The 18,625-nt window shown below is 69.6% G+C and carries 17 protein-coding genes; 15 read left to right on the top strand and 2 right to left on the bottom strand.

Going from position 1 to position 18,625, the window contains the following annotated elements; translation table 11 throughout:
* The first annotated feature begins 11 nt into the window (after positions 1–11).
* On the top strand, positions 12–1,724 hold the full coding sequence (gene pyrG, locus ABTW65_RS01580; RefSeq protein ID WP_350658024.1) for a CTP synthase: 1,713 nt from the start codon (positions 12–14) through the stop codon (positions 1,722–1,724).
* A gap of 67 nt (positions 1,725–1,791) precedes the next feature.
* Here pyrG and ABTW65_RS01585 read toward each other — a convergent pair whose 3' ends face one another.
* Positions 1,792–2,265, bottom strand: coding sequence for an SRPBCC family protein (locus ABTW65_RS01585; RefSeq protein WP_350658025.1), 474 nt, complete (start codon positions 2,263–2,265; stop codon positions 1,792–1,794).
* 88 nt (positions 2,266–2,353) lie between these two features.
* A complete protein-coding gene (gene pepN, locus ABTW65_RS01590; protein WP_350658026.1) occupies positions 2,354–4,792 on the bottom strand; it encodes an aminopeptidase N in 2,439 nt (812 codons plus the stop codon).
* Positions 4,793–4,814: 22 nt separating this feature from the next.
* On the opposite strand from pepN, the gene ABTW65_RS01595 reads away from it, so the two are divergent.
* From ABTW65_RS01595 to ABTW65_RS01660, 14 genes are all read left to right on the top strand, one after another.
* A complete protein-coding gene (locus ABTW65_RS01595; protein ID WP_350658027.1) occupies positions 4,815–5,456 on the top strand; it encodes an NUDIX domain-containing protein in 642 nt (213 codons plus the stop codon).
* Between the two features lie 148 nt (positions 5,457–5,604).
* A complete protein-coding gene (gene ald, locus ABTW65_RS01600) occupies positions 5,605–6,720 on the top strand; it encodes an alanine dehydrogenase (protein WP_350658029.1) in 1,116 nt (371 codons plus the stop codon).
* Positions 6,721–6,913: 193 nt separating this feature from the next.
* Positions 6,914–7,810 carry a site-specific tyrosine recombinase XerD gene (gene xerD, locus ABTW65_RS01605; RefSeq protein ID WP_350658624.1) on the top strand — a complete coding sequence of 299 codons (897 nt, stop codon included), beginning with the start codon at positions 6,914–6,916 and terminating at the stop codon, positions 7,808–7,810.
* Positions 7,807–10,425: a DEAD/DEAH box helicase gene (locus ABTW65_RS01610; protein WP_350658030.1), complete on the top strand. Its 2,619-nt coding sequence runs from the start codon at positions 7,807–7,809 to the stop codon at positions 10,423–10,425. Before xerD ends, ABTW65_RS01610 begins: the two co-directional genes overlap by 4 nt.
* 30 nt (positions 10,426–10,455) lie before the next feature.
* Positions 10,456–10,602, top strand: a complete 147-nt coding sequence (locus ABTW65_RS01615; protein ID WP_160023752.1) for a hypothetical protein — start codon at positions 10,456–10,458, stop codon at positions 10,600–10,602.
* Positions 10,603–10,905: 303 nt separating this feature from the next.
* A complete protein-coding gene (locus ABTW65_RS01620) occupies positions 10,906–11,856 on the top strand; it encodes a ParA family protein (protein WP_502890542.1) in 951 nt (316 codons plus the stop codon).
* Positions 11,838–12,206 (top strand): hypothetical protein, encoded by a 369-nt coding sequence (locus ABTW65_RS01625; protein WP_160023748.1) that lies wholly within the window; start codon positions 11,838–11,840, stop codon positions 12,204–12,206. The genes ABTW65_RS01620 and ABTW65_RS01625 overlap by 19 nt, the downstream gene beginning before the upstream one ends.
* Before the next feature lie 44 nt (positions 12,207–12,250).
* Complete coding sequence (locus ABTW65_RS01630; protein WP_350658626.1) at positions 12,251–13,135, top strand: segregation and condensation protein A; 885 nt, start codon at positions 12,251–12,253, stop codon at positions 13,133–13,135.
* Entirely contained in the window at positions 13,128–13,808 is a 681-nt protein-coding gene (gene scpB, locus ABTW65_RS01635) for an SMC-Scp complex subunit ScpB (RefSeq protein ID WP_350658031.1), read from the top strand. The genes ABTW65_RS01630 and scpB overlap by 8 nt, the downstream gene beginning before the upstream one ends.
* Positions 13,809–13,887: 79 nt before the next feature.
* Entirely contained in the window at positions 13,888–14,655 is a 768-nt protein-coding gene (locus ABTW65_RS01640) for a pseudouridine synthase (protein WP_160023742.1), read from the top strand.
* Positions 14,656–14,857: 202 nt separating this feature from the next.
* Complete coding sequence (gene thrS, locus ABTW65_RS01645; protein ID WP_350658032.1) at positions 14,858–16,096, top strand: threonine--tRNA ligase; 1,239 nt, start codon at positions 14,858–14,860, stop codon at positions 16,094–16,096.
* A gap of 126 nt (positions 16,097–16,222) precedes the next feature.
* Positions 16,223–17,005, top strand: coding sequence for a helix-turn-helix domain-containing protein (locus ABTW65_RS01650; RefSeq protein WP_350658033.1), 783 nt, complete (start codon positions 16,223–16,225; stop codon positions 17,003–17,005).
* Positions 17,006–17,022: 17 nt separating this feature from the next.
* Positions 17,023–17,421, top strand: coding sequence for a VOC family protein (locus ABTW65_RS01655; protein ID WP_350658034.1), 399 nt, complete (start codon positions 17,023–17,025; stop codon positions 17,419–17,421).
* Between the two features lie 102 nt (positions 17,422–17,523).
* Entirely contained in the window at positions 17,524–18,624 is a 1,101-nt protein-coding gene (locus ABTW65_RS01660) for a prephenate dehydrogenase (protein WP_350658035.1), read from the top strand.
* Position 18,625 lies beyond the last annotated feature (1 nt).

Below are 18,625 nucleotides of genomic sequence, written 5' to 3' on the forward strand. Positions count from 1 at the left end.
GATCGAGGCCCATGAAGTCGGCGAGCTTGACCAAGCACATTTTTGTCACCGGGGGCGTCGCCTCCTCATTGGGAAAGGGCCTGACGGCATCGTCCCTCGGCCGTCTTCTCCGCTCGCGTGGCCTGAGCGTGACCATGCAGAAGCTGGACCCGTACCTCAACGTGGACCCCGGCACCATGAACCCGTTCCAGCACGGTGAGGTCTTCGTGACCAACGACGGTGCCGAGACCGATCTCGACATCGGCCACTACGAGCGGTTCCTCGACACCGACCTGGTCGGCCACGCCAACGTGACCACCGGGCAGGTCTACTCGAACGTGATCGCCAAGGAGCGCCGCGGCGACTACCTCGGCGAGACCGTCCAGGTGATCCCGCACATCACCGACGAGATCTCCGAGCGGGTCCTGGCCATGCACGGCCCCGAGATCGACGTCGTGATCACCGAGATCGGCGGCACCGTCGGCGACATCGAGTCGCTGCCGTTCCTCGAGGCCGCCCGCCAGGTGCGCCAGCGCCTCGGCCGCGACAACGTCTTCTTCGTGCACGTCTCCCTGGTGCCCTACATCGGCCCGTCCAAGGAGCTCAAGACCAAGCCGACCCAGCACTCGGTGATGGCGCTGCGCCAGATCGGCATCCAGCCCGACGCCATCGTGTGCCGCGCCGACCGCGAGCTGCCCGAGGGCATCAAGCGCAAGATCGCGCTCATGTGCGACGTCGACGAGGACGCCGTGGTGACCGCCGCCGACGCCCCGAGCATCTACGACATCCCGAAGGTGCTCCACCGTGAGGGCCTCGACGCCTATGTCGTACGCAAGCTCGACCTGCCCTTCCGCGACGTCGACTGGGCGCTGTGGGAGGACCTGCTCCGCCGGGTGCACCACCCCAAGGAGGAGCTCACCATCGGCTTGGTCGGGAAGTACATAGACCTGCCCGACGCCTACCTGAGCGTCGGCGAGGCGCTGCGCGCCGGCGGTTTCGCCAACGAGGCCAAGGTCAACATCCGCTGGATCCCCTCCGACGAGTGCGAGACCCCCGAGGGCGCCGCCAAGAACCTCCACGACGTCGACGCCGTCTGCGTCCCCGGCGGCTTCGGCATCCGTGGCCTGGAGGGCAAGCTCGGCGCGCTGACCTACACCCGCACCCACCAGATCCCCACGCTCGGCCTGTGCCTGGGCCTGCAGTGCATGGTCATCGAGTACGCCCGCAACGTGCTCGGCCTGGAGAAGGCCGACTCCACCGAGTTCGACGCCGAGACCCCAGAGCCCGTCATCGCGACGATGGAGGAGCAGAAGGCGTACGTCGAGGGCGCGGGCGACCTCGGTGGCACCATGCGCCTGGGCCTCTACCCGGCCGAGCTCAAGAAGGGCTCGATCGCGGCCGAGGTCTACGGCGAGACCTCCATCGAGGAGCGTCACCGCCACCGCTACGAGGTCAACAACGCCTACCGCGACCAACTCGAGGACGCCGGCCTGGTCTTCTCCGGCCTCTCGCCGGACAACCAGCTCGTCGAGTTCGTCGAGCTGCCCCGCGACGTACACCCCTACTACGTCTCCACCCAGGCCCACCCCGAGCTCCGCTCGCGGCCGACCCGCCCGCACCCGCTCTTCGCCGGGCTGGTGAAGGCGGCCCTCGACCGGCAGAAGGAGCAGCGGTTCCCGATCGACGAGACCAACCTGCGCCGCGAGGTCAGCGAGGTCGAGCTGCCGGAGCCGGCTGACGCCTGAGCAGCTGACATGACGAGCCCCCTGGGGCCGGCTGATGCCGGACCCAGGGGGCTCGTGCCTGTGTGCGCTACTCGCGTACCTCGCCGGTCGGCTTCACCTCGCCGCGCCAGGCACCGGTCTCGGTGCCGCGGTGCTCGATGAAGTCCTTGAAGCGCTCGAGGTCGCCCTTGGCCCGCATGTCGACGATCTTGAGCACGTCACCGGTCTTCTCGACCGCGCCCTCGGGCTCGTACTCCAGACGCAGTGTCACCTGAGTGCTCTTCGCCATCGGGTCCTGGGTGAACGACACCGTCCCCTTGTTCTTGGCGCCCTCCACGGCGCGCCAGGTGATGCGCTCGTCGGGAACCTGGTCGACGATCTCGGCGTCCCATTCACGGGTCACGCCGCCGATCTCGGCCTTCCAGTGCAGGTGCTTGTCGTCGAGCTGTCGCACCGACTCGACGCCCTCCATGAACTGCGGGAACGACTCGAACTGGGTCCACTGGTCGTACGCCGTGCTGACCGGGACCGCGACCTGGACGCTCTTCTCGATGGTGCTCATGTCGTGTCTCCTCTCGATTGCGTACGACACGAGGGGTACCCGTCGTCTTCGCGGGCCATACCTTCTCGAGGCCCGGTTTCTGGCCGCGCTACAGCGCGCGTGCTGCGACCTGCCGCGAGTGCACGTCGGCGAGCCGGATGATCGTCTGCCGGACGAAGGGGACCAGCGTGTTGCCCTCACAGGCGGCGCGTGCGGCAGCGGCGACGTCCTCGCCGGCCTGGACCGGGTAGAAGCGGAGCTGGAGCCCGTACGCGAGCAGCCCGCCACCCCTGATGTCGGCTACGGCATCGAGATAGCGCTGGGCGTACGGCGCCAGGATCTCCTCCTGGCCGGGCCGCCAGAACGCCGAGCTCAGGGCGTACCCGCCGTCAGTGCGCGGCAGCCGGCGCTCGATCATGCTCACCTGCCAGGCCTCCTCCTTGGCCTCCGCGAGCGGCCGCGCCGTGCGTACGCCCAGGGCACTGACCCACGACTCGGGGTCCGGGTCGCGTGCCTCCAGGGCGGCGATCGCCTCGGCGTCGTAGTCACCCATCTCGGCGCGCCGGCCGAGCAGCCGCCAGGCCACCTGTACGTCCTCAGCGGCCCCGCGCTCGGCCAGCGCGAGCTGGTCGGGCGTGGAGGCGTGCGAGGCGACCACGCGAAGAGCGGTGTCACGGTTGGCCGGGTCCTCGGCGAGCGCCGCGGCCGCTCCGGCGACCAGCGAGCGCTGCTCGGCGACCCGCTCGGGCGCCGTCCACAGCTCGGCAGCGGTGACGGCCATGCCCAGGAACTCGCCGGTGACCTGCGGGTTGCGCTCGCGCTCGAGGACCGAGAGGACGCGCGAGACGACCTCGGGGCCGGCGATCTCGCCGCGGAACAGGGCGGTCCAGGCGCTGTTGACCGCGACCGCGCGCGCCACCGCGTCGGGCAGCAGCCCGGCGTTCTGGCCGAGCCAGGCCTCGCTGGCCTCGTCCGAGCGCACCGCCGCGAAGGTCACGTCGGTCGCGTTGACCAGGTGAGCGGCCGCATCGGGGAGCGAGACCGCGACGGGCTCGCCCGCCACGGTGACCGGAGTGGTGGCGAGCAGGGCGCCGGAGGCGTCGTAGGAGGCGATGTCGAGCCGGTGCGGACGTACGGTCCCGTCGGCGCTGGTGACCGACACCTTGCTGTCGGCAAGGGTGATCACGTCGGTGCCGGCGTGATCGAGCCACGCGGTCGTCCAGGCGGAGAGATCCTTGCCCGCGGCCGCCCCGAAGGCGCCCATCAGGTCGTCGAGGACGGTGTTGCCGTAGGCGTGCTCGGCGAAGTAGGCCTGCAGCCCGGCGAGGTAGGCCTCCTCGCCGATGTAGGCGTGCAGCTGCTGCAGCACGGCCTGGCCCTTCATGTAGGTGATCGCGTCGAAGTTGGCCATCGCCACGTCGACGCTGGGCACCACCCCGCGGATCGGGTGGGTGGCGGGCGTCGCGTCGATGTCGTAGCCCGCCTTCTTCTCGGTCAGCGCGATCGAGGCCCACACGTCGGCGTAGTCGGGGAGTGCGGCCGATGCCCACACCGCCGCCCACGAGGCGAAGGCCTCGTTGAGCCACAGGTCGTCCCACCAGCGCATCGTGACCAGGTCGCCGAACCACATGTGCGCCATCTCGTGGAGGACCACGTTGGTGCGCTCGGTGCGGTCGGCGTGGGTCGGGGCCGTGCGGAAGAGGAACACGTCGCTGTGGGTGACCGCGCCCCAGTTCTCCATCGCGCCGCCCATGTCGGGCACGAAGATCTGGTCATAGCGATGCTGCGGGAAGGGCATCCCGAACTTGGTGCCGAACCAGGCCAGCCCGTGCTCGGTGACCTGCAGGATCTCCTCCCGGTCCCGCTCGAGCTGGCTGCGCAGCGACTGACGGGCGTAGAGCCCCAGGTCGTAGCCGCCGCGCTCCTCGCGGACCTCGACGAACGGGCCGGCGTTGACCACCACGACGTACGTCGAGAGCGGGGGAGTGTCCTCGAAGACCCAGGTCCGCGCGCCGGCTGCCGCGTCGGAGACGCTCGCGGGGCCGGAGTTGGACAGCACCGTCCACTGCTCGGGCGCCGCCACGGTGAACCCGTGGACGGCCTTGAGGTCGGGCTGGTCGAAGCAGGCCCACAGCCGGCGGGCGTCGTCGGGCTCGAAGGAGGTCCAGACGTAGACGTTGCCGTCCGAGGGGTCGACGGTGCGCAGCACGCCCTCGGAGGAGGCGGTGTCGGACTGGGAGGCGGTCACGACCAGGGTGTTGGTCTCGGTGAGGTTCTCGAGCGGGATCCGGCCGGCACTGATCGTGGCGAGGTCGAGCTCGGTGCCGTTGAGCGTGGCCGCGCTGACCTCGGCCACACAGTCGACGAACGTGCTCGAGCCGGGGGTGGCTGAGAAGGTGATCGTGGAGACGCTGGAGAGCGTCTCGCCCTCCAGCAGGCCGGTCATGTCGAGCGCGATGTCGTAGCGCTCGACGGTGACCGTGGCGGCCCGCGCGGCCGCCTCCTCCTGGGTGAGAGAGGCAGGGGCGGCGGGGGAGGTCTCTGACATGAGCCGAGGGTAGCCTCGGGCCATGACATCGGACGCACGAATTTCCGACTCGCCCGTGCCGCTGGATCAGGGGCCGCTCACCGAGTGGGACGTCCCGGAGAGCTGGCCGGTCGCCTCGAGCGAGGACCTCCACCGTGACAGCTGGGTGGTCGCGCTGCGTGCCGACCGGATCAACCGGCCAGGTCACGAGGACGAGGAGCCGTTCCGCCGCCTGGTCGTCGAGCACCCGGGCGCAGCTGTCGTGCTGGCGCTGGATGAGGAGGAACGGGCCCTGGTCATCACCCAGTACCGCCATCCCGCCAAGCGGCGCTTCGTCGAGCTGCCGGCCGGCCTGATCGACTACCCCGGCGAGGACCCGCTCGATGTCGCCGTGCGCGAGCTGCGCGAGGAGGTGGCCCATGAGGCGGCCGAGTGGACGCCGCTGCTCTCGACGTACGCCTCACCCGGTCTCACCGAGGAGATCCACCACTTCTTCCTCGCCCGCGGTCTGACCGCGACCGACCGCGATGGCTTCGAGCTCGAGCACGAGGAGGCCGAGATGAGCATCCACTGGGTGCCCTTCGAGGAGCTCCTGGAAGCCGTGCTGAGCGGCCGGGCGACCGACTCGCCGGTCGTCCAGGCCGTGCTTGCGTACGCCGCTCTCAAATCTCGTGGCAGAGTCTGATCAGGGGGTCTGGTCAGGACCGAGCGACGTGATTTGGTGACTTGCGCCACACCGGGTTAGACATGCCGCGTCAGGCGGCGCACATCCGGCTGACTCGTAAGACCCACGGACCACCACATTCAGGGGCCATCACATGAAGGGCAGGGCAATGAGAATCGGCGTACCCAAGGAAGTCAAGAACCACGAGTACCGGGTGGCGATCACCCCCTCGGGCGTCCACGAGCTGGTGGCCAACGGCCACGAGGTCTTCGTCGAGGCTGGTGCCGGCGTCGGCTCCTCGATCCCGGACAGCGAGTACGCCGCGGTCGGCGCCAAGATCCTCGGCGATGCCGACGAGACCTGGGGCAACGCCGACATGGTGCTCAAGGTCAAGGAGCCGGTCGCGGAGGAGTACCACCGCCTGCGCGAGGGCCTGACCCTGTTCACCTACCTCCACCTGGCCGCCGACAAGCCGCTGACGGAGGAGCTGCTGGCCAAGAAGGTCACCGCGATCGCGTACGAGACCGTCGAGCTGCCCAACCGGGCGCTGCCGCTGCTCTACCCGATGTCGGAGGTCGCCGGCTGCCTGGCGCCCCAGGTCGGTGCCTACAACCTGCTCAAGGCCCAGGGCGGTCGCGGCACGCTGATGGGTGGTGTCGGCGGTGTCGCCAACGCCAAGGTCGTCATCATCGGTGCTGGCGTCTCCGGGCAGAACGCCGCCAACATCGCTCTCGGGATGGGCGCGGACGTCACGCTGCTCGACACCGACCTGGAAAAGCTGCGGATGTCGTTCTGGCGCTACTCCAACCAGGTGCACGGGCTCGCGTCGAACAAGCTCGCGCTCGAGGAGCAGGTGCTCCAGGCCGACCTGGTCATCGGCGCCGTGCTGATCCCGGGCGCGGCCGCGCCGAAGCTGGTCACCAACGACCTGGTCTCGCGGATGAAGCCGGGCTCGGTGCTCGTCGACATCGCCATCGACCAGGGTGGCTGCTTCGAGGACTCCCACGCCACCACTCACGCGGACCCGACCTACCAGGTCCACAACTCGACCTTCTACTGCGTGGCGAACATGCCCGGCGCGGTTCCGAACACCTCCACCTACGCGCTCACGAACGCGACCATGCCGTACGCCGTCGCCCTGGCCAACAAGGGCTGGACCCAGGCGCTGCGTGACGACGCCGCGCTCGCCAAGGGCCTCAACACCCACGCCGGCCAGCTCACCTACGGCCCCGTCGGCGAGGCGGTCGGGATCGACTCGGTCGCGCTCGCGGACGTGCTCGGCTGATCTCCTCAGGAGTCACAGGAGTCACGCCGTACAGGCAATTCCGGCACTTCTCTGGCAATGCAATGCCCGAGAAGTGCCGGAATACCCGGTTAACCGGGTATTCCTCCCTGATCGGATCCACCACCCCTGGTTGGATGGACCCGTGACCGCCGCATCGAACGTCTCGAGCTCCGCTACGGCGGTCGAACACGCGATGCGCACCTACCTCGACCATCTGACGGTCGAGCGAGGGCTCGCGGCGAACACGCTGTCGTCCTACCGGCGTGACCTGAGGAGGTACGCCGAGTTCCTCGCCCAGCAGAGCGTCGACGACCTCACCGCGGTCTCGGAGGCGACGGTGTCGGGGTTCCTGGCCCACCTGCGCGAAGGCAGCGACGAGCATCCGGCGCTCAGCGCGACCTCGGCGGCGCGGACGGTCGTCGCGGTGCGCGGGTTCCACAAGTTCGCGGTCGCAGACGGCCTGGTCGAGGCCAACCCGGCCGGCCACGTGAAGCCGCCGCGCGCGGAGAAGCGGCTCCCGAAGGCGCTCCCGCTGGCCGACGTGGAGGCGATCCTGGAGGCGGCGGGTGCGCCCGGGACGCCGCTCGCACTGCGCGACCGGGCGCTCCTCGAGGTGCTCTACGGCACCGGAGCCCGCATCTCCGAGGCGGTCGGCCTCGACGTCGACGACCTCGACCGGGTCGACCACGTCGTACTCCTGCGAGGCAAGGGCGGCAAGGAGCGGATCGTCCCGGTCGGCTCCTATGCCATCGAGGCGGTCGAGGCCTACCTGACCCGGGCCCGCCCCGACCTCGCGGCCGCCCGCTCAGGCGGCGCCCTCTTCCTCAACGCCCGCGGCGGCCGCCTCTCCCGCCAGTCGGCCTGGACCGTCCTGACCCGCGCCGCCAAACGGGCCGGGATCGAGAAGGACGTCTCACCCCACACCCTGCGTCACTCCTTCGCCACCCACCTGCTGGACGGCGGCGCCGACGTACGTGTCGTGCAGGAGCTGCTGGGCCATGCGTCGGTGACCACGACGCAGATCTACACTCTTGTCACCGTGGACAATCTCCGAGAGGTCTTCGCGACCGCACACCCGAGGGCCCTGTGACCGTTACGACCAAACCCGGCGACTGGATCCCCAAGGTCGGAGCGAGCCCCGACAACGTCTACGAGGCGGTCGTGGCGTGGGCCGAGGGGAGTGGCCGCAGCCTCTACCCCCACCAGGACGAGGCGATCATGTCCATCCTGGCCGGCGACAACGTCATCCTGGCGACGCCGACCGGCTCGGGGAAGTCTCTGGTCGCGGCGGCCACGCACGCGTACGCGCTGGCCGAGGACAAGGTCTCCTTCTACACCGCGCCGATCAAGGCGCTGGTCAGCGAGAAGTTCTTCGACCTGGTCGAAACCTTCGGGGCCGAGAACGTCGGGATGCTCACCGGTGACGCGAGCGTCAACGCCGACGCCCCGATCATCTGCTGCACGGCCGAGGTGCTGGCCAACCTTGCGCTGCGAGAAGGCAAACACGCCGACGTCGGGCTCGTGATCATGGACGAGTTCCACTACTACGGCGAGCCCGACCGGGGCTGGGCGTGGCAGGTGCCGCTGCTCGAGCTGCCGCAGGCCCAGTTCCTGCTGCTCTCCGCGACCCTCGGCGACACCAAGCCGCTGGCCGAGGACCTGACCAGGCGAAACGGCCGCGACACCATCCTCGTCGACCAGGCGGAACGACCCGTTCCGCTCACCTTCGACTGGCGCCTCACGCCACTCCAGGAGACTCTCGAGGAGCTCGTCACCACCGGCCAGGCTCCCGTCTACGTCGTCCACTTCACCCAGAAGGACGCCGTCACCCACGGCACCTCCCTGCTCAACGCCGGCTGGCTGAAACTGTCCAACGAGGAGAAGGACCAGATCGCCAAGCGGCTCGAACCGGTCCGCTTCGCTGCCGGCTTCGGCAAGACCCTCTCCAAGCTGCTGCGCAAGGGCATCGGCGTCCACCACGCCGGCATGCTGCCCAGATACAGAAGGCTGGTCGAGCAGCTCGCCCAGGCCGGGCTGCTCAAGGTCATCGCCGGCACGGACACGCTCGGCGTCGGCATCAACGTCCCGATCCGCACGGTGCTCTTCACCGGCCTGGCCAAGTTCGACGGCCGCCGCCAGCGCATCCTGCGGACCAGGGAGTTCCTCCAGATCGCGGGAAGAGCCGGCCGGGCGGGCTTCGACACCCAGGGCTACGTCGTCGTCCAGGCGCCTGAGCACATCATCGAGAACGAGAAGGCCAAGGCGAAGTCCGAGGAGCGCCGCAAGGCCGGCAAGAAGAACTCCAAGGCCCAGCTCAAGAAGCCGCCCGAGGGTACGGTCGTGTGGACCGAGGCGACCTTCACCAAGCTCGTCGACGGCGCCCCCGAGCCGCTGCAGAGCCGGATGAAGGTCGACAACTCGATGATCCTCAACGTCGTCGCCCGCGACGAGGACGCCTTCGAGGTGATGCGCCGGATCACCATGGACAACCACGAGGAGCCGCGCACCCAGCTCAAGCTCGCCCGCCGGGCCCTGCGCCTGACCCGCTCCCTGGTCCACAGCGGGGTCCTGACCAGGCTCGCCGAGCCTGATGCGTACGGCCGGCGCTATGTCCTCACCGAGGACCTTCCCGCCGACTTCGCGCTCAACCAGCCGCTGGCCCACTTCGCCCTCGCCGCGCTGGACACGCTCGATCCGGAGTCGCCCGAGCACACTCTCGAGATCGTCTCGGTGATCGAGTCCGTCCTCGAGCCGCCGCGCCAGATCCTCTTTGCCCAGCAGCACGAGGCCCGCGGCAAGGCGATCGAGAACATGAAGGCCGACGGCGTCGAGTACGACGAGCGGATGGCCCTTATCGAGGAGATCACCTGGCCCAAGCCGATGGCCGAGCGGCTCGAGGCGCTCTTCGAGGTCTACCGCGGCACCCACCCGTGGCTGCCCGAGGACGCCCTCGACCCGAAGTCGATCCTGCGCGAGATGTACGAGCAGGGGATGACCTTCACCGACGTCGTACGCCGCTACCAGCTCGCCCGCTCCGAGGGTCTGGTCCTGCGCTACCTGACTGACGCCTATCGCACCTTCCGGCACACCCTCCCCGAGAGTCACAAGAGCCCCGAGATCGAGGACCTGATCGAGTGGCTGGGGGAGACCATCCGGCAGACCGACTCCTCGCTGCTGGACGAGTGGGAGGCGCTCTCCGACCCCGAGCACATCCCGTCGGCCGTCGCCCACCACGAGGCGCCACCGCCGCCGCGGTCGCTGTCCCAGCAGACCCGTGCGTTCGAGATCATGGTCCGCAACGCGATGTGGGCCCGGGTCGACGCGGTCTCGCGAGACGACCTCGACACGCTGATGTCGCTGGAGCGCTCCGCCGCCGACCGGGTCGAGCCAGCGCGCGACGTCGTGATGACCAGGTCCCGCTGGGACGACGCCCTCGAGGCCTACTTCGCCGAGCACGACGACGTGGGCATCTCCGCCGACTCGCGCTCGCCCAAGCTGCTCACCTGGGCCGCCGAGCGCGGCGCTCCCGCGGGCGTGGACGAGGATGACGAGGCGTACGACTCGACCCGAGTGTGGCGGATCACCCAGACCCTCGACGACCCGGCCGGCGACCACGACTGGGTGATCGAGGCGGTGGCCGATCTGGACGCGAGTGACGAGGCGGGCGAGCTGGTTCTGGCGACGGTGGCGATGCGTCGGCTGTGACGGGTTGCTCCGTTCCGCTAGCGTTGGGGCGTGCGCAAGCTACTGAAGAACCCCGTCGTCGTCGCGGCCATCGCCAAGATCGCCAACGAGGCTCGTAAGCCCGAGAACCAGAAGAAGATCAAGGACGCTGCGAGCAAGGCGTACGACCAGTTCCAGAAGCGCCGCCGGTCGCACTGAGACCCGCTGTTCGAGCGGAGATTCATCCACAGGTTTCTCCACAGCGAAGGCCCTTCCTGTGGGGCTGGCGCGGCGCCAAGTGCACAGGTCATCAACAGATTCGGGTCACGTAGCAGAATCACCCGGATTTGCCTTGTGACACGCCCGGCGCGGCTCCTACAGTCGCGCAGATCCGGGTCTTAGAGTCGCCGTGTCGACATATAGACCCGCTAGCCGTGATCGTCCCAGGGCCGCGGCAACTGAACCGGGGGTGGAGGAATGGAAGACAGCTATTTCGGAGCAGGTGGCGCGACCGCGCCGCAGATGCCTCCGCAGACGCCGGCAGCACCGCCGCCGGCCTATCCGCCCTCGGCCCGGCTGCGCGCCAATGCCCCCGAGCCCGACGCGGGTTCGTTCGACAAGCCGGGCAAGAACAAGATGGGCCCGACCGGTCGCCCCTGGCCCAACCTCCCCGATCCCGGCCCCGCCACCGGCGGCCCGGCGCGTACGGTCGCGATGGTCAACCAGAAGGGTGGCGTCGGCAAGACCACGACCACCATCAACCTGGGTGCCGCGCTGGCCGAGCACGGCCGCAAGGTCCTGATGGTCGACTTCGACCCGCAGGGGTCGCTCTCCGTCGGTCTGGGTCTCCAGCCCAACGAGATCGAGCTGACCGTCTACAACCTGCTGATGGAGCGTGACATCACGCTCGAGGATGTCATCGTCCCGTCCGGCATCGACGGCGTCGACCTGCTCCCGGCCAACATCGACCTCTCCGCCGCCGAGGTGCAGCTGGTCCAGGAGGTCGCCCGTGAGCAGACCCTGGCCCGTGCCCTGGCTCCGGCCGTCGCCAACTACGACGTGATCCTCATCGACTGCCAGCCGAGCCTGGGCCTGCTGACCGTCAACGCGCTCACCGCCTCCGACTCCGTCGTCGTGCCGCTGGAGTGCGAATACTTCGCGCTGCGTGGCGTCGCCCTGCTCAAGGACACCATCGACAAGGTTCAGGAGCGGCTCAACCCGCGTCTGAAGATCGACGGAATACTGGGCACGATGTACGACAGCCGCACCATGCACAGCCGCGAGGTCATGGAGACCCTGGTCAACGGCTGGGGTGACCGTGTCTTCCACAGCGTCATCCGCCGTACCGTGAAGTTCGCCGACTCCACCGTGGTCGGCGAGCCGATCACCGAGTACGCCTCGAGCTCCACCGGCGCCGACTCCTACCGGATGCTCGCCAAGGAGGTGCTGGCCCGATGGCAACGCGGCGAGTGAGGGTTCCTGCCGCCGACGACCTCTTCCGGCGTACGTCCGACGGCGCTGCCGCCGCGGGGCCCGCCGCCGAGGCGAAGGCCCGTCCGGTGCATGCCGTGCCCGAGCCGGCCGAGGAGACGCCGGCCGCCAAGAAGCGGTCCAGCGGCCGCGTACGTCATGACGAGAAGATGACGGTCTACATCACCTCCGAGGAGCTGCTCGACCTCGAGCACGCCCGGCTAAACCTGCGGGCCAAGCACAGCATCGCGGTCGACCGCGGCCGGCTGGTGCGCGAGGCGCTCGCGATCGTGCTGGCCGACCTGGAGGAGTACGGGGACGACAGTGCCCTCGTGCACCGGCTCGCCGAGTGACGGTGCTCGATGGTGAGACGGCCGCACCGACGGCGGCCGTACCGATGACGGATGGCCCGGACGGGGCCGAGGAGCAGGAGTCGACCGGCTCCGGTGGTTTCGAGGTGCACCTCGGCAACTTCGAGGGCCCCTTCGACCTGCTGCTCAGCCTGATCGCCAAGCACAAGCTCGACATCACCGAGGTCTCGCTGGCCACGGTGACCGACGAGTTCATCGCGTACGTCAAGAAGGGCGCCGCCGACAGCGGGTCCTGGGATCTCGAGCAGACGTCCAACTTCCTGCTGGTCGCGAGCACGCTGCTCGACCTGAAGGCGGCCCGGTTGCTGCCGCAGGGCGACGTCGAGGACGAGGAGGACCTCGCGCTGCTCGAGGCACGCGACCTCCTCTTCGCGCGGCTGCTGCAGTACAAGGCGTTCAAGCTGGTCGCGGCCGTCTTCGGCGAGCGGCTCGCGAAGGAGTCCAAGCGCCACCCGCGCTCGGTCCAGCTCGAGCCGCGCTATGCCGGGCTGCTGCCCGAGGTGCTGATCGGGATCGGGCTGGACCAGTTCGCCCAGCTCGCCGCCGCCGCGATGGCACCCAAGCCGGGGCCGCCCGAGATCGGGCTGTCCCACATCCACGGCTCGAAGGTGTCGGTCAAGGAGCAGGCGGCGCTGGTCATCGAGCGCCTGCGCGCCGGGGGACAGGTGACCTTCCGTGGCCTGTGCTCCGACTCGCCGGACACGCTGACCACCGTGGCCCGGTTCCTCTCGCTGCTGGAGCTCTTCCGCGAGGGTGCGGTCGCCTTCGACCAGGTCACCGCGCTGGGCGAGCTGACCGTACGCTGGACCGGCGACGAGGCGCTCGATGTCGATGAGCTGATCCAGGACGAGTTCGAGGGCCAGCCGCCCGCGGAGGGTGGCGCCGATGACGGGGAGAAGGACGATGACTGAGGCTGCGACAGGGGAGACCACCGAGGAGACCCTGGCGATCGAGTTCGCCGACCTGCGGCCCGCGCTCGAGGCGGTGCTGATGGTCGCCGACGAGCCGCTGGCGGCGGCCTCGCTGGCCTCGGCGGTCGGCCACCCGACGGCGGCGGTGGTCGACGCTCTCGGTGCCCTGGCGGCCGAATACACCGAGCAGGGCCGTGGCTTCGACCTGCGCAACGTCGCGGGTGGCTGGCGGTTCTACACCCGCGAGGAGTACGCCGCCGTCGTCGAGGGATTTGTGCTCGAGGGTCAGCAGGCCCGACTGACCCAGGCGGCCCTGGAGACGCTGGCCGTGGTCGCCTACAAGCAGCCCGTCTCGCGCGCCCGGGTCTCCGCGATCCGCGGCGTCAACGTCGACGGTGTGATGCGTACGCTGCTCACCCGCGGCCTCGTCGAGGAGGCCGGGCAGGACCACGAGACCGGCGCCAACCTCTACCGCACCACCGGCTACTTCCTCGAGCGGATCGGCATCACCGACCTCGGCGAGCTGCCGGAGCTGGCTCCCTATCTGCCCGACCTCGCGGACATGGAGGAGGAGCTGACGGAGAAGGTCAGCCAGGAGGCGCTGGCGGCGCAGCCCGTAGAAGGCGCGGCGAATGGGTCCGACTCTGAGGATGCGGCAGAATCGCAGGCGTGAACGAGCGTCAGCGAGTGAACCAGACAATCATCACGCGGCTGCGTCCGTACACTGGCGCTTGCGCTACGGAGGTGGCCGCGTGAGCGACCTGCCTGAGCGTGACGATCTGCCGCTGGACGACGAGGGCCTGATCCGGCTCCAGAAGCTGCTGGCCCTGGCCGGCATCGCGTCGCGGCGCGGCAGCGAGATCCTGATGCTCAACGGCTCCGTCGAGGTCAACGGCGAGGTCGTCACTCGCCTCGGCACCAAGGTCGACCCCGGCAAGGACGTCGTACGCGTCGACGGCAAGCGGCTCCCGCCGATCTCCGGCAAGGTCTACCTGGCCCTGAACAAGCCGCGGGGCGTCGTCTCGACGATGAGCGACCCGGAGGGCCGCCGCAACCTCTCCGACCTCGTCGCCGACCGCCCGGAGCGTCTGTTCCACGTCGGCCGTCTCGACACCGACACCGAGGGCCTGATCATCCTCACCAACGACGGTGACTTCGCCCACCGGCTGGCCCACCCCAGCTATGAGGTCGACAAGACCTACGTCGCCGAGGTCTCCGGCGAGATCTTCCCGAACGTACGCAAGCGGCTCCTCGCCGGCGTCACCCTCGAGGACGGCCCGGTCACCGTGACCAAGGCCCGGATCATGGAGACCCGCAAGGACAAGTCGATCATCGAGCTGGTCATCCACGAGGGACGCAACCGCATCGTGCGGCGCCTCCTCGACCACCTCGGCCACCCGGTCACCCGGCTGACCCGCACCCGGATCGGCCCCGTCCGGCTGGGCACCATGAAGCCCGGCGAGATGCGCGACCTCTCCCGCGAGGAGCTCGGCGAGCTCCTCGACACCACCGAGCTCTGAGAGCCCGGAAACCCCGATGCGTACGCCGGCCCGAGCCGTTAAGGTGATCGGCATGCAGCAGCGCGCGATGAGCACGACGACGCCGGACCCACTCCGGCGCTGACCTGCTGTCCACTTTTCGCAGACCGCCCCGGAGCATTGCTCCGGGGCGGTTCTCGTCTCTGGTGGTGATGCTCCGTGGCCGATACCTAGGAGCACACCCATGAACCTCGATCATCGCGAGCTCAACCGCGACCTCGCCATCTTCGCCACCGACCCGCTGGCCGGCTCCGGGCTGCCGCTCTGGCTGCCCGACGGAGCCGTCATCTTCGCCGAGCTGGAGCGGCTCGCCGCCGATCTGGCCCGGGCCGACGGCTGCGTACCGGTCAAGACCCCGGTGCTCGGCAAACGTGCGCTCTTCGAGCGCTCGGGTCACTGGGCGAAGTTCGCCGACGACATGTTCCCGCCGATGGCCATAGGATCGGGTCCGGCGGGGGAGAGCGGCGACGAGCTCGTGCTCCGTCCCGCCAACTGCCCCCACCATGCGCTGGTCTACAAGGCCCGCCAGCACTCCTACCGCGAGCTCCCGATCCGGCTGCACGAGCTCGCCCCGATGTTCCGCGCCGAACGCTCCGGGGTGCTCTCAGGGCTGAGCCGGGTACGCCAGATCAACCTCGACGACACCCACGTCTTCTGCCGCCCCGACCAAGTGGCCGAGGAGGCGGCGAAGGCGCTGCGCTCGGCTCTGAAGGCCCAGGAGATCCTCGGTCTTCGCGTCGACTACGTACGCCTCTCCCTCCGCGACGCGTCCCCGTCCTACCTCGGCTCCGTCGATCAGTGGGACGGTGCGGAGGTGGCGCTGCGGAAGGCAGCCTCTGATGCCGGCGTCGAGGTCGTCGAGGCGCTGGGCGAGGCCGCCTTCTACGGACCCAAACTGGATCTGCAGGTCATCGACCCTGCGGGGCACGAGGAGACCATCGCCACCGTCCAGGTCGACTTCAACCAGCCCGAGCGGTTCGACCTGAGCTACGACGCCGCCGATGGTTCGCAGCAGCGGGTCGAGATGGTCCATCGTGGCACCGTCGGGTCGATGGAGCGCGTCACCGCCGCGCTCCTGGATCGGTACCAGGGTCGTCTTCCGCTGTGGTTGGCACCTGCCCAGATCGCCGTCCTTCCGGTCTCCGCATCCCAGGACTCCGCGGCCCGCAGGCTCGTCGACGCGCTCGTCGCCGAGGGCCTCCGTCCGCGTCTGGACGCGGGCGGCTCTCTCGGGGGCAGGATCCGGGAGTCTCGTCGTCGGCGTGAGCCGTTGATCGCGGTCATCGGGGCGGTCGAAGTTGACGCCGGCCAGGTTCAGGTCCGCGACGTCGGGGCCGGTGTCGAGCGGCGGGTCGATGTCGACGATCTGGTGGCGGTGATGAAGGCGGCGTACATGTCTCGGGCGGTTGAGATCTCCTGGTGAGATCTGGGCCGCAACAGGTCAGCGGCCACCATCGCAGCGGCCACAATGCCCGGCGCTATCGCACACGGTCCTCGCGAGCGGCGATAGTGCATGGGCAACCCGCTCCGACCGTGGCACCATCGAGATATGACCGTGCCGGAGGTCCTGCGGCCCTATGTCACCTCGCTGGTCACCTACGACGTCGACTTCGGGGCGCCGGGGGTGCACCGGGGGATGCCGTCGACCGAGATCACTTTCGTGCTGTCGGTCGACGAGCCGTTGGTGACCTCGTGGGGGAGTGGGACCGAGCCGGTGACGGCTTGGTCGCTGGTCTCGGGGCTGCACACTCGGCCGGCGGCGATCCATCACCACGGCTCCCAGCGGGGCGTACAGCTGGGGCTGACCACTGCGGGGGTGCGGGCGTTGTTCGGGATGCCGGCCGCGGCGTGGCACGGCGAGCTCCTCGCCCTCGACGAGGTTGCGGCACCTGGCGGCGTACGTCATCTTCCGGAGCGGCTGGCCGAGGCCGATTCGCGGCAGTGGGCGCGGTTGGTCGTGAACAGCCTGGTCGAGGCGTTGGCCCGCCAGGGCGAGCCCGGTCCGAGGGCAGAAGTGGGGCGCGCGCTGGCGTTGCTGACCGGGGGAGCGGGCGTGCAAGAGGTGGCCGACGATGTCGGTTACAGCCGCCGGAGGATCAGCGACCTGGTACGCGCCGAGACCGGGGTGGCGCCGAAGCAGTTCCAGCGGCTGGCGCGCTTCGACCGTTCCCGCGGCCTCGTCGGCCGGATGCCGCTGGCTCGGGCGGCGACAGTCTGCGGGTACGCCGACCAGGCGCACCTGACACGTGAGTGGCAGGAGTTCGGTGGCTGTACGCCGACGACCTGGCTGCGTGAGGAGTTCCCATTCGTTCAAGACCTGGCCGACGCCTAGGCGGTTGACTCGGATGCATGAGCACTGAGCAGAAGAACGATGTAGCGAAGATCAAGTACTGGCAGTCGATGGCGTTCGAGGACGCCGAGGCGATGATGACGTGGCTGAGCGCAATCGGCTTCGTCGAGCACGCCACCTACCGCGAGGGCGGCATCGTGCACCACGCGGAATGGCTCTGGCCCGGCGGGGGAGGGCTGATGTTCGGACAGGTACGCGAGGACGGGGGCATCAAGAACGTCGGTGTCTCCTCCGCCTACCTCGTCACCGACGATCCTGACGCCGTCTTCGACAAGGCGGTCGCCGCCGGAGCCACTGTGGGCCGGCCGATGGTCGACCAGGACTACGGCGGCCGGGGCGGCACGGTCACCGACCCGGAGGGCAACTCCTGGTCCATCGGCAGCTACCAGCCTTCGTGATCGCCAGGCGATATCGCACACCCTGGTCGCCGATCGCGATAGCGCACCACAGGCGCTGAGACGAGGAGGGTCCGGCGGCACCGACCCTTTAGCCTTGGAGGCATGACACAGACCGGGGAAGCAGGGGGAGGGCTGTCGACTCTGACCGGCCCGGTCGAGATCGTCGGTGTCGGCCTGCTCGGCACCTCGGTCGCGCTCGCCTGCGCCGCCGCAGGCCTCGACGTCCTCCTGAGCGACTCGGTCGCCAGTCACGTACGCACCGCGACCGGCCTCGGGGCCGGCCGCCGCCGCAAGCCGGGCGACACGCCGCAGCTGGTCGTCGTTGCGGTCCCGCCCGCCCACCTCGGCGAGGTGATCACCCGCGCGCTCGCCGACAGCCCCGACGCCGTCGTGACCGATGTCGGCAGCGTGAAGGCGTCGCCGCTGGCCTACGTGCGCGAGCACGGCCCCGGCGACGTACGCCGCTACGTCGGCGGGCACCCGATGGCCGGCAGCGAGCGCTCCGGGCCGCTGGCAGCGACCGCGACCCTGTTCGAGGGGCGGCCCTGGGCGGTCACGCCGCACGCGGAGGCCGATCCCGAGGGGACCGAGCTCGTCGGCGAGCTCGCCACGCTGTGCGGCGCCGTTCCAATCACCCTCAGCCCGGAGGACCACGACCAGGCCGTCGCCCGCACCTCCCACGTCCCGCACCTGATGGCCGCCCTCGTGGCCGGCCGGCTCGCGGTGGCACCGGAGGGACACCTCGGCCTCAGCGGCCAAGGGGTACGCGACGTGACCCGCGTCGCCGCCGGCGACCCGAGCCTCTACGGCCAGATCGTGGCCGGCAACGCCCGCGCGGTGACCGATCTGCTCACCGAGGTGCGCGCCCAGCTCGACGAGATGATCGCGGCGGTCGGCACCGGTGACGCGGCCGCTCTGGACGTACTTCTCAAGGAGGGGCAGGCCGGCACCCGGGCCATCCCCGGCAAGCACGGCCGGCCGCAGACCGCGCAGGCGACCATCTACGTCACGGTGCCCGACGAGCCCGGCAACCTGGCCCGTCTCTTCGCCGACGCGGGGGAGAGCGGCGTCAACATCGAGGACGTACGCATCGACCACGACCCCGGCCGCCCGGTCGGTGTCATGGAGCTGATCGTGGCCGCCGACGCGGCCGACCGGATGCAGACGGTTCTGGAGTCCCGGGGTTGGGTCGCTCACAGGTAGG

The sequence above is a fragment of the Nocardioides sp. NPDC127503 genome (genome assembly GCF_040302165.1).
Taxonomy (GTDB): domain Bacteria; phylum Actinomycetota; class Actinomycetes; order Propionibacteriales; family Nocardioidaceae; genus Nocardioides.

Bases quoted from the DNA above. Each gene is read 5' to 3' on its own strand.
- pyrG (WP_350658024.1), top strand. From the start codon at position 12: ATGAAGTCGGCGAGCTTGACCAAGCACATTTTTGTCACCGGGGGCGTC.
- ABTW65_RS01585 (WP_350658025.1), bottom strand. From the start codon at position 2,265: ATGAGCACCATCGAGAAGAGCGTCCAGGTCGCGGTCCCGGTCAGCACG.
- pepN (WP_350658026.1), bottom strand. From the start codon at position 4,792: ATGTCAGAGACCTCCCCCGCCGCCCCTGCCTCTCTCACCCAGGAGGAG.
- ABTW65_RS01595 (WP_350658027.1), top strand. From the start codon at position 4,815: ATGACATCGGACGCACGAATTTCCGACTCGCCCGTGCCGCTGGATCAG.
- ald (WP_350658029.1), top strand. From the start codon at position 5,605: ATGAGAATCGGCGTACCCAAGGAAGTCAAGAACCACGAGTACCGGGTG.
- xerD (WP_350658624.1), top strand. From the start codon at position 6,914: ATGCGCACCTACCTCGACCATCTGACGGTCGAGCGAGGGCTCGCGGCG.
- ABTW65_RS01620 (WP_502890542.1), top strand. From the start codon at position 10,906: ATGCCTCCGCAGACGCCGGCAGCACCGCCGCCGGCCTATCCGCCCTCG.
- ABTW65_RS01625 (WP_160023748.1), top strand. From the start codon at position 11,838: ATGGCAACGCGGCGAGTGAGGGTTCCTGCCGCCGACGACCTCTTCCGG.
- ABTW65_RS01630 (WP_350658626.1), top strand. From the start codon at position 12,251: ATGACGGATGGCCCGGACGGGGCCGAGGAGCAGGAGTCGACCGGCTCC.
- scpB (WP_350658031.1), top strand. From the start codon at position 13,128: ATGACTGAGGCTGCGACAGGGGAGACCACCGAGGAGACCCTGGCGATC.
- thrS (WP_350658032.1), top strand. From the start codon at position 14,858: ATGAACCTCGATCATCGCGAGCTCAACCGCGACCTCGCCATCTTCGCC.
- ABTW65_RS01650 (WP_350658033.1), top strand. From the start codon at position 16,223: ATGACCGTGCCGGAGGTCCTGCGGCCCTATGTCACCTCGCTGGTCACC.
- ABTW65_RS01655 (WP_350658034.1), top strand. From the start codon at position 17,023: ATGAGCACTGAGCAGAAGAACGATGTAGCGAAGATCAAGTACTGGCAG.
- ABTW65_RS01660 (WP_350658035.1), top strand. From the start codon at position 17,524: ATGACACAGACCGGGGAAGCAGGGGGAGGGCTGTCGACTCTGACCGGC.